The 10,753-nt window shown below is 32.9% G+C and carries 9 protein-coding genes; 2 read left to right on the forward strand and 7 right to left on the reverse strand.

The features are described from left to right. Positions 1-88: 88 nt before the first annotated feature. Together EAI80_RS09935 and EAI80_RS09940 are read right to left on the reverse strand one after the other, a co-directional pair. Positions 89-874 (reverse strand): Nif3-like dinuclear metal center hexameric protein, encoded by a 786-nt coding sequence (locus EAI80_RS09935; protein WP_129981894.1) that lies wholly within the window; start codon positions 872-874, stop codon positions 89-91. 37 nt (positions 875-911) lie between these two features. Beyond that, entirely contained in the window at positions 912-2,243 is a 1,332-nt protein-coding gene (locus tag EAI80_RS09940; RefSeq protein WP_129981895.1) for a PTS transporter subunit EIIC, read from the reverse strand. 352 nt (positions 2,244-2,595) lie between these two features. Between EAI80_RS09940 and EAI80_RS09945 the strand changes: the two genes are divergently transcribed. Next, positions 2,596-3,822 (forward strand): alkyl/aryl-sulfatase, encoded by a 1,227-nt coding sequence (locus tag EAI80_RS09945; protein WP_129981896.1) that lies wholly within the window; start codon positions 2,596-2,598, stop codon positions 3,820-3,822. Between the two features lie 34 nt (positions 3,823-3,856). Here EAI80_RS09945 and EAI80_RS09950 read toward each other — a convergent pair whose 3' ends face one another. From EAI80_RS09950 to EAI80_RS09970, 5 genes are all read right to left on the reverse strand, one after another. Further along, a complete protein-coding gene (locus EAI80_RS09950; protein WP_238634560.1) occupies positions 3,857-5,476 on the reverse strand; it encodes a prolyl oligopeptidase family serine peptidase in 1,620 nt (539 codons plus the stop codon). Between the two features lie 121 nt (positions 5,477-5,597). Then, positions 5,598-6,293: a hypothetical protein gene (locus EAI80_RS09955; RefSeq protein ID WP_129981898.1), complete on the reverse strand. Its 696-nt coding sequence runs from the start codon at positions 6,291-6,293 to the stop codon at positions 5,598-5,600. Further along, entirely contained in the window at positions 6,290-7,039 is a 750-nt protein-coding gene (locus EAI80_RS09960) for a MurR/RpiR family transcriptional regulator (protein ID WP_129981899.1), read from the reverse strand. The genes EAI80_RS09955 and EAI80_RS09960 overlap by 4 nt, the downstream gene beginning before the upstream one ends. Positions 7,040-7,116: 77 nt before the next feature. Continuing rightward, positions 7,117-7,902 carry a Nif3-like dinuclear metal center hexameric protein gene (locus EAI80_RS09965; RefSeq protein WP_129981900.1) on the reverse strand — a complete coding sequence of 262 codons (786 nt, stop codon included), beginning with the start codon at positions 7,900-7,902 and terminating at the stop codon, positions 7,117-7,119. A gap of 45 nt (positions 7,903-7,947) precedes the next feature. Next, entirely contained in the window at positions 7,948-9,174 is a 1,227-nt protein-coding gene (locus tag EAI80_RS09970; protein ID WP_129981901.1) for a hypothetical protein, read from the reverse strand. Between the two features lie 139 nt (positions 9,175-9,313). Here EAI80_RS09970 and EAI80_RS09975 point away from each other — a divergent pair, with 139 nt between their 5' ends. Further along, on the forward strand, positions 9,314-10,657 hold the full coding sequence (locus EAI80_RS09975; RefSeq protein ID WP_129981902.1) for an MATE family efflux transporter: 1,344 nt from the start codon (positions 9,314-9,316) through the stop codon (positions 10,655-10,657). Positions 10,658-10,753: the final 96 nt, after the last annotated feature.

The raw sequence follows: 10,753 nt of genomic DNA on the forward strand, positions 1-10,753 counted from the left end.
TCTTCCCATAAGAAAAACCTCCTCAGCAAACAGTGCTTTTAATTATTTACACTGTCTACTGGGAGGTCATCATATCATTAAGAGATGCTTATTTTTCTATATGATAAATACCATATTTGTTAGGAACATAAGTAAATGACACTTCTTGAAGTTGTTCATTGAGATACTTAGCAAGACATTCAATTCCTGGTGCTTCACAAGTCATATGGTTAATAACAATGAGAGGTAAGTCATTATCCATCGCCCATTGAACTGCAGTCCAGTTATTGATACCATCGTCACTTACTAAGCAGGCATCAACTCCATGTTCAGACATTTGAAAAACATCTGTGCATGCTCCAGTACCTATTCCTAATCTATTTATTTTTTTATTCTTATCACCAATCACTTCAATGCCATACTGATAATAAGGCTTGATTTGCTTTATGATATGGTGTGCTAATTCTTCGACTGTCATATTTACATCATTCGCAAATCTTAAGAATGAATAATCATGCGACTCTTCGAATTTTAAATCTAATACTTTTGCCCAGCAATCTCTTACACCATATTCTGGATATAAATCCCATAAATCATGACATCTATATAACGTAATATCATGTTTTTTTAATAAGGCTTCTTTTTCTTTCTGTGCTTTATAAACAGCTGTAGGAAGTGATGTTGATGCCATATAGAATGCATTTTCATGTGTAATAATAAAATGCACATCATGTTCTATTGCATACTGAATAATTTCTTTAGTAGCAACCCAGCAAACAACTACTTTATTCACGTCTTTTTGATCATCACCAAATAGAATACGGTCTCTTGTACAACTTCTATTGACCCACTCACCGTGTGATTCTAATAAATCTAAAATTTGTCTAACTCTCATATGTCCTCCTTTAAAAAACCTGGAGAATAGGATAACCCTATTCTCCCTGTTCAGATAATTTCTCATCTTCTAAATCCATCTGTTTATCATAAGATTTCATAAATGGAATGAAGACAATAATGTTGATTGCAAATAAGACAAACCAAATAATAATAGCACGATAATCCATAGTTGAAAGGAATGCATATAGAGGTGCAGGTAAAGTCCAAGGAACACTCATACATGTCTTACTCATAAGACCTGCAGCTGTTGATAAATATGCAACAACTAAATTAATAGCAACACAAATCATACTTGGAATGAATGTTAGAATATTTAATACTGTTGGAACACCAAATACTAATGGTTCATTGATGTTAAATACTGATGATGGAATTGCTAAACGTCCTAGTGAACGTAATCTCTTATTCTTACATACAAAGTTCAAGTTAAATAGAATTGCAAGATAAGCAATAGCTAATCCAAAGATAAATGTAAAGTTACCTGCAATAATGTTTGGAATTTCTTTGTTTGCATTATATGCAGCTAAGTTAGCAACTAAGTTACCAGTGAAAATTGGTGTAGTAATAGCACTTACCATGTTATCACCATGAATACCGAAGAACCAGAATACTACTGTTAATAATACAATAAATAACATAGATGGTAGTGATGCAGTCGCTGAGATAAGTGGTGAGAAAACAGTAAATACAAGATTTGTAAGACCTGATCCTAATGTTGCAATACATACCTGATCTAAGAAGATAAAGAATAAAATATCAACAACCATTGGCAATAAGACTTCGAATGGCCCAGCAACCATAGGTGGCACACCGGCTGGCATTTTGATTTTGATATTTTTCTCAATCATGAAGTGGTTAATTTCAATTACAACAAGTGCAACGATAATAGCTGCAAACATAGAACCAGAACCAAGACCACTTAAATTGATATAACTACCATCTTTAATAGTCTGTGGAACTGCTGCAATACATAAGAAAGTAAATAATGCTGTAATCGCATTTGGGAAAGCTTCCATTTCATAATGCTGTGCTAAACGATATGATACACCAAGCACTACATATACAGAGATGATTCCAATTGTTAAGTTAAATGGAATTGTAAGAATTGAAGACCACTGAGTAGCCCATGTCTTCCATGCGATTAAAAAACTAAAGAAGAAATTAGTAGGTTTCATAACCTCTAAATCAACTGGTGGGTTCGCAATCATAAGTGAAATACCACCAATAACTGTAAGTGGAATTAAAATTGTAAGACCATCTCTTAATGCGGCAAGATGTCTTTGTGAAGCAATCTTTGTTGCTACTGGTACAACTTTTTCTTCCATCACTTTTTGAAACTTGTCAAAAAAAGCTTTTAATTTTTCCATAAACAATGTCCTTTCTATCACTTGTAAGAGTTTACATATATGATTATATTCTTGTTGTGAAATAGTGTCAATATATTTTGATGATAAATGGGAATTTTCTCATTAATTGGGCTTAATAAACTAAATTCCACGCTTAATATCATTATTTTATTATATTGATACTTTTTCTCATTATTTCATTGAATCATTTATTGTGATTTCTCAAAATCATAGCACATAAAAAATCTTTTTAAATATAATCTACCTTCAGCAAACTAACGAATGAAATCATGAGCCTCTAATACTTACCTCAAAGTGCCTACTACCCTCCTATCTAATTCTCTAGTAGAATACATATAGGAGGGTATTTAACATGAGTGAACAACTATTAATCAAACATACACAAGAAACATTTAAAAAACATTTCTATGAAATCAATGATCACATTCTATTCTTCTATTCCTATGGTCATAGTAATGCAACTGCTATTATAGGTAATAGTTCTGTTATCTTAATAGATACTCTAGACTCTAATGAATATTCACAAGACTTATTGAATGACTTAAGAAAGTATACAGATAAACCAGTGAAAACATTAATCTATACTCATGGTCATCCAGACCATAGAGGTGGTGCAGGTACTTTTAGAGATACTGTAGAAGAAATCATAGCTTTTACACCATTTAAAACACCTTTAAAGTATTATGAAAAGATTGATGAAGGATTAAGAAAAAGAGGAACATATCAACATGGATATACTCTTACAAATGAAGAAGCAATATGCCAAGGTATTGGTATAAGAGAAGGTAAGGTTACTGGTCATGGATGCTATGATTTTATCTCTCCTACTACTTTATATACTGAAGATAAAGTCATAAGAGATATTGATGGTATACATCTAGAGTTATATAGAGCACCAGGAGAAACTGATGATCAAATCTGTATCTGGATCAATGATGATCAGGTTCTCTGTACGGGTGATAACTATTATGCTGTTTTTCCAGCATTATATGCTATTAGAGGTACACAATACAGAGACCTTGCTACATGGATTGATTCTTTAGACCTTATTCTTTCTTTTGATGCAAAAGTTCTATTACCAGGGCATATACATCCTTTATTAAACAAAGAATTAATCCAGAACCAAGTAGGTCAGTTTAAAGAAGCTATCGAATATATTCTCTTTAATACCCTAGACTGTATTAATAAAGGTCTTACTCTAGATGAAACAGTACAAACTGTTTCATTACCAGAAGAACTTAAGAACTCACCTTACCTGCAGGAATATTATGGAACTGTAGAATGGGCTGTTAAAAGTGTTTATACAGGCTATGTAGGATGGTTTGATGGTGATCCTATCCATTTATTACCTGTCAGCAATCAAGAATATAATAGTGTATTATTAGATCTTATTGGTGAAGAAAAACTATTAGAGAAGATTAAAGACTGTATGTCTCATTCACAATATCAAATAGCCTTACAATTATTAGAACTCATAGACAATAAAGAACTAAAAAAAGAATGTCTACTACAACGTGCAAAACAAGTAAGAAGTGCGAATGCGAGACATTATCTAATTGCAGCTAGTAAAGAGTATTAAAAAGCAGGTCCCCTCGGACCTGCTTTAGTGCGTATTAAGCTCTTTTTCTTCTAATAAGAATGATTCCAAAAGCGGCTACTACAAACATTGCGATATATGCTGCAAATGTAGTTGTATCACCAGTCTTTACTGGATCCTTCTTAGTAGTAGTTTCAGTTTTGTTTGTTGTATCTGTTTTGTTTGTTGTGTCTGTCTTATCTGTTTTATCTGTTGATGGTTTGTTTTCTGGAGTAGTAGGCTTTTCAGGTTCTACTGGAGTAGCATCTTTCATATATGTAGCTGCCCAATTCCAGATATGAGTACCTGATGCATCAGATGGGTTATTTCTTAAAGTATAAATCCAAGACCAATGGTCACTGTATTTAACTGTTTCTTTCACACCATCTAAATTATAATCTTCTTCAAATTTAAGTTTACCACAAGGTCTAGTTTCACCTAATGAGTCAACTTTATCTTCTAAATCTACTGTATCATATAATGATAATTTATATTTACCATCTTTAGTTTCACTAGTAGTGAAGCTTGAATTGAATTCCTGTTCTACTCGAGTAGTAGTTAATTCAGCACCATCAGTTAAGATTTTAAAGATTCTCTGTGAACATACTTCTGACTTAACGCTAGAGTCTGTCTTACCCTGTACTAACCAGATAGCTGTCTTAGAATTCTTAAGGCTAGCTAATTCTTCATCAGTAGGAGTTTCTCCACCTCTAATTGCAGCTGTATCTAATGCTGGACAGTTGATCATAGCTGCAGAGAATAAATCAGGATATGCAATCAACATTCTAGTAGTCATATAACCACCAGCTGAACATCCACTTACTACAACCTTATTAGGGTTAATATTGTATTTCTTAATAACTTCTTCGATTTCTGTTTTAGCTTTTTCTAATAAATTATCTCTTTGAGCATAGTACCAAGTAGCTGGTGCTTGGAAACTCATTACATGAGCACCACCAAAGATGTTCTGAGCTTCATCAGTAGCCCAAGCAACAGTACCTCTATTTGCAAGCATCTGAGCAACGTTATTCTGAGTATTATAACCTTCTAAGTCCCCTTCACCATTACCATGGAACCAAACAACTAACTTATCAGCACCTTTTGCTTCATGGAACTGATAGTTGATTCCCTGAGAGCCTTTAACTGAAGTGAACTTTGCTGTTTCTTCATCAATAACAGTATTATCACAAGTGATTTCTCCAGTGATATCTTCTAAGTCTCTACCATCTACTGAAGTTGCTTTTAAAGCTTCATTCTGAGCAATAGTATAATTAATCTTACCTGGATAGTTTCTACTTTCAGATAACCAAGTTAAAGTAGCACCTTCTGATTCATTCATATAAAGTGTTACCTTACCACCTGCAACTTCTACCTTTTCAATAGTACGATCAGCATCACTATAAACTTTCCCGTTATTTGAACCAATCTGTACATAGTTAGTTGCATGAACTGTATAAGTATCTTTATCAGCGCCAGATACTTTTACACCATCACCGTAGTCAATTACAACTTTATTGACTACCTGCCCAGCATCTGTGACTTTACCATATAACTGAGCTACATAATTACCTGCTGCCTGAACAGGAACTACAAACACCATTGCAACCATCATTGCAACACTTACAACAACTGAAAATACATGTTTCATCTGTTTCATGTCCATTTCCTCCTGTAATTAATATATCAGAAAGAGCATATGAAATCGATTGCATAAAACGTTTTTAGTTTTTATTTTATAACCATTATTTTTTTAAAACAGAAAGGGTTCATAAATAGAACTACATTTGTATATTATCTAAGATTCCATATATATTTTCAAAAATCATACAGAGATGATGTATTCTATCTGCTATACATCTCTCATCAATTTCTATATAGTTTTCATTTAATTCCTTCTTCTTTGCGACTTTCCCTATGTAGATATGTTCTATATTTCTTTGTTCCAATGATTCCATTAAAGTAATATATTCATCAAGATATCCTAATTCAAATCCTAGATTAGAATGAAAAAGAGAGACAAAGAATACAATATCATCCGATGTCACATTAAGCTGTATCAGCTGTTTCATAGGAAGAGATTGATACAGCTGAAAATCTATAGGTATTTTTGTATCTCGGAAAATCTGCTTATAGACAAGTAATGGTGCAAGAGAACTCTCATCTCCTAAAACAACGATTCTTTTCTTATCTTTAATCTTATCCCAAAGTGACTCATCATACTGGCAGGAACGATAAAGTGGTCTCGTAGACAACTCATAATACAGCTGATATTGAACAGCAGTAAAATTCTTATAGCCCAAATCAATAGAATAACGTCTCAATGTTGATTTAGAAATATCTAAGTCTTTTAATATATCATTTACTTTATATTCAATAATAGAATGACGATTTTCTAATAGATAATGTGTAATACGATAAGTATGGCTTTCTCTATCCGATATACTATCTAACATATTCAACTGTTCTAATATCATAAGTAATTCTCCGCATAATAGTATGTAATTTCTTGTATATAATAATCCAGGATCATATTCTCTAATACTTCATCTAAGCCTTGAGGAATTGTAAGACCATAAGCATCCTGCAAATAATCATAATGTCCTATAGTAATCATCTTTGGATTATTCTCTTTCATTTTATTAAGTAACCAAGGATTTAAGTCTACAATTCTTCCTTCCATACTTAATAATATGACACAATCATCTTTCTCAGGAGTAAAGAAGTTTGTTTTATATATACTATCTTTTACAACAAGCTTCCCCATTACATAGAAATCTATCTGCATTCTAGAAAAGTAACTAGCCATCTCATCAGAACCTATAAGTATTACTCTTTTACTATTATAAATCATCTCACATACTTCTTTAATCCATGACATATCTATGAGTCTTTCATAATCTTCTGATTTAAGAATACTAGAAAATACCTTATGAAGCATCTCATAATCTTTATCATTGATTCTATTTTGTATCTGTACATAGCGAATACGCATATGACTAGAAAATAATGCTTTAAAGATCATATACTTCTTATAGCCATAAATACGAAAGAATCGATTTAAGCTAGAAGTAGAAACAAAACATCTTTCTGCGAGTTCATTAATAGTTAAATAATCTAATTCATGTCCATTCTCTAATAGTCCTAAGGCAATCTGATAGTTGATATCACGTACTTCTGGATTATTAATAAACATGAATAAGGCATTAAAAAAACAATTCATCGTATCCCTCCCCTACAGTTATCATATCATGAATTGTTTTTATACTTCATTTTTTTCAAATTCGTGCTTAAAAATGCTTATACATCCATATGATATATACCATAATCATTGGATACAAAGGTAAAAGTCACTTCTGGAAACTGTTTAGATAAATACTCTACCATATGTTCCATACCTGGTGCTTCACATGTCATATGATTAATCACTATAAGTGGAATATCATGATCTACTGCCCACTGGACACCTATCCAGTTACTCACACCATCATCACTGACTAAACATGCATCTGCACCTTCTTCATACATTTCAAATACATCTGTACAAGCACCTGTACCTATGCCTAATCTATGTATTATTTGCGTCTTATCTCCTATCATTTCTATACCTTGCTGGTGGTAAGGTTTTATTCTATTAATAATATGCTGTGCACATTCTTCTACTGTCATATTGATATCATGAGTATATCTATAGTAAGAATGATCATGTGATTCTTCAAAATCTAGATCTAATGTGTTAGCCCAGCTATCTCTAATGCCATATTCGGGATAGACATCCCATAAATCATGACATCTATAAATAGTAATATTATTTTCCTTTAATAATGCTTCTTTTTCTTTTTGTGCTTTATATATAAGTGTAGGTAACGATGTAGATGCGAGATAGAAGGGATTCTCATGTGAAATAATAAAATGTATATCATGTTCTATTGCATATTGAATCACTTTATTAGTCGCAACCCAACAAGTAATGACTTTACTTATTTCTGTTTGATCATCCCCAAACAATATACGATCTCTTGTACAGCTTCTATTCACCCATTCAGCTTGTGACTCTAATAAGTCTATGATGTCTCTTATTGTCATATATGTTCACTCCTTTCTTATAATTATACACAAAAAAAGACATTCTTAATCAAGAATGTCCACTTGTACTGCGTTAATTGTCATAAGGCTAGTAAAGTCATTAATAGATAATGTACCTACAATCTTTACTTTCTGACCTTGTTTAAACTGCTTAATTTTATAGTTTGGATTATAGATGATTGTATCAATACCACCTACATTAGGAATAAAGAAACTTAACTTGATATGATCAAAATAATCTTTTACAGGTGCTTCATGAATGACTAAACCTTCAATAGAGATAGGAGTCTTTTCCTGTCCATTTCCAAATGGTGATAATACCTGTAAGTATTCTTCTATATTTGTCTTAGATAAGTCTGAAATTTCTAATGGAATCACATCTCTTACTCGATCATCATCATGGAATTCATCACTAATAAAGTATCCTGCATTAATTTCATCCGCAATAGGTGCAACAGAACGGAACTTACCTGTACCAGGACAACCATAAATAAGGTACTTAACCATCTTCTTCGCATTATTTAAAGAACTAAGATAATGTGCCATCTTATTTGTGATAGAACCAGACATAACACTTTCATTATATGTCTTCTTGAATTCTCTTTGACGCATATTGTTTTTCTGTCTTGTCTTAGGCGTTAAAGCAACAAACTCAATCGCATCAAAACGACAATCATTTAATAAACCTAAAGTCTTCTTTAAATGATAACGGTTAGAGTTACGTAGAGGAACTTCTTCAGCCTGAATACCAATACCTGCAAGAGAAGCTAAATACTGATTTTCTTTACCAAGTAATGTATTAATAAGCTGTAATACAAGTAAACTCTGTGCAACATCTTCATCCTTATAGTGACCACCAGGTACTAATGGATATACATTGTCACCATCTCTTACTTCTAACTGATTGCCTAAGATAATATGAAGACCAGGCCCAAAATCATCTTGAGGACCATCAAAAAATTCAAAAGCTGATTTCCCTTTAGCCATTAAGACACCCAGGAAAATCATTGCACTTTCTAATAAATGATGTAGTTCTGTACTCATGATACAAATATGAATCTTAGACTTAGAAGCACATGCTTCTTTAATGAGATTCAATGCTGTTTCACCATTCTCTAAATCTGTAAAGTTATAATAGAATGGTGTGTTGAGTGCTTCATAGTCTTCTTTTGTGAAGCCTCTATGTTCTACATATTTCGCAATAATAGGATTCACTTCATATGAATCCATAATTTCTTTAGTATGAGATAATTCAACTTCGTGAAATATCATTTTTTCACTCCCCTCTTTCCAAAACAATTATAACGAATGGTTCTCTAAAAAAAAAGTGTTACTTTCATTTACACTTTTTGAAACTTCTCAACGACTTTCTTTTTATTGTGTTAGACTATAGTCATGAGGAGGGGATTCCATGAAGAAAGATCAATATCAAATGGACATGACGCACGGTCCATTACTTGGTAAGATCTTAATATTTTCTATACCATTAATGTTTTCAGGGGTGCTGCAGTTATTATTTAATGCAGCAGATGTTATTGTGGTAGGACAGTTTGCTGGTCCACGTTCTATTGCGGCAGTAGGTTCTACATCTTCTGTTGTCAATCTATTAGTGAGTTTATTTATTGGTTTATCTGTCGGGGTCAATGTACTTGTCGCACGTTTTATTGCCTCACAAAGAGACAAAGATACCCATGAAACAGTACACTCTGCCATACTACTCGCAATTGTCTTTGGCTTGGTCTTTGCGATTATTGGTGTGACATGCGCAAGAATAATTCTAGAGGCGATGGGATCACCTGATGATGTCATCAATCTTGCAACAACCTATTTACGTATCTATTTTGTAAGTATGCCCTTTGTTGCACTTTATAACTTTGGTGCTGCCATATTACGTGCCATTGGTGATACAAAAAGACCACTTATATTCCTTATTATAGCGGGTGTTGTGAATGTCATATTAAACTTAATATTCGTTATTATATTCAAGATGGATGTAGCTGGTGTCGCACTTGCGACATTTACGGCTGAACTTGTTTCGTCAATTCTTATTATTAACTGCTTGATGAAAACAAGTACTGTCATTCATTTAGATATTCATGCTTTAAAGTTTCATAAAGATAAAGTGATTCAGATATTCAAGATTGGTTTACCTGCGGGATTACAGGGTGCTATCTTCTCTATTTCTAATATTCTGATTCAGTCATCTATTAACTCATTTGGTTCTATTGCGATGGCAGGCAATGCCGCAGCAGGATCACTTGAAGGATTTGTTTATCAGTCTATGAATGCCATCTATCAGGCGTGTGTCACTTTCACAAGTCAGAACTATGGTATTAATGATAGAAAGAGAGTCGATAGAGTCCTTGCATTATGTATTGGAATAGTCACAGTTGTAGGACTTGTTTTAGGTAATCTTGTCTACTTCTTTGCGGATGAACTCATTCGTATCTATACAACAGATGTACAAGCTATTGCCTATGGACATGAAAGATTATTGTATATATGTGTCCCTTATTTCATCTGTGGCTGGATGGATGTCATAGTTGGTTCATTAAGAGGTTTAGGCTATTCTACTATTCCTATGATTGTATCTTTAATAGGTGCATGTGGACTAAGAGTCTTATGGATTCTTACTATCTTCCAATATTTCCATACACTTAATTCTATTTATTTATCATATCCAGTAACATGGGTTGTTACTGCAGCAGCACATCTTATTACTTATATGATACTAAGAAAAAAAGCTTTTAACTAAAAAAAGCCATTCAGAAATTTAAAATGGTACCCATAAGGAGGACAACAACCTGACAGTTGTGATACCCACCTTGTGGGTATCTTTTTTTCATTTCGT

Origin of the sequence: Catenibacterium sp. co_0103 (assembly GCF_004168205.1) — a bacterium.
GTDB lineage: Bacteria > Bacillota_I > Bacilli_A > Erysipelotrichales > Coprobacillaceae > Catenibacterium > Catenibacterium mitsuoka_A.

Excerpts from the sequence above, each read along its gene's own strand:
- EAI80_RS09965 (WP_129981900.1), bottom strand. The coding sequence starts at position 7,902 with ATGACAATAAGAGACATCATAGACTTATTAGAGTCACAAGCTGAATGG.
- EAI80_RS09945 (WP_129981896.1), top strand. The coding sequence starts at position 2,596 with ATGAGTGAACAACTATTAATCAAACATACACAAGAAACATTTAAAAAA.
- EAI80_RS09955 (WP_129981898.1), bottom strand. The coding sequence starts at position 6,293 with ATGATATTAGAACAGTTGAATATGTTAGATAGTATATCGGATAGAGAA.
- EAI80_RS09970 (WP_129981901.1), bottom strand. The coding sequence starts at position 9,174 with ATGATATTTCACGAAGTTGAATTATCTCATACTAAAGAAATTATGGAT.
- EAI80_RS09975 (WP_129981902.1), top strand. The coding sequence starts at position 9,314 with ATGAAGAAAGATCAATATCAAATGGACATGACGCACGGTCCATTACTT.
- EAI80_RS09935 (WP_129981894.1), bottom strand. The coding sequence starts at position 874 with ATGAGAGTTAGACAAATTTTAGATTTATTAGAATCACACGGTGAGTGG.
- EAI80_RS09960 (WP_129981899.1), bottom strand. The coding sequence starts at position 7,039 with ATGAATTGTTTTTTTAATGCCTTATTCATGTTTATTAATAATCCAGAA.
- EAI80_RS09940 (WP_129981895.1), bottom strand. The coding sequence starts at position 2,243 with ATGGAAAAATTAAAAGCTTTTTTTGACAAGTTTCAAAAAGTGATGGAA.
- EAI80_RS09950 (WP_238634560.1), bottom strand. The coding sequence starts at position 5,476 with ATGAAACAGATGAAACATGTATTTTCAGTTGTTGTAAGTGTTGCAATG.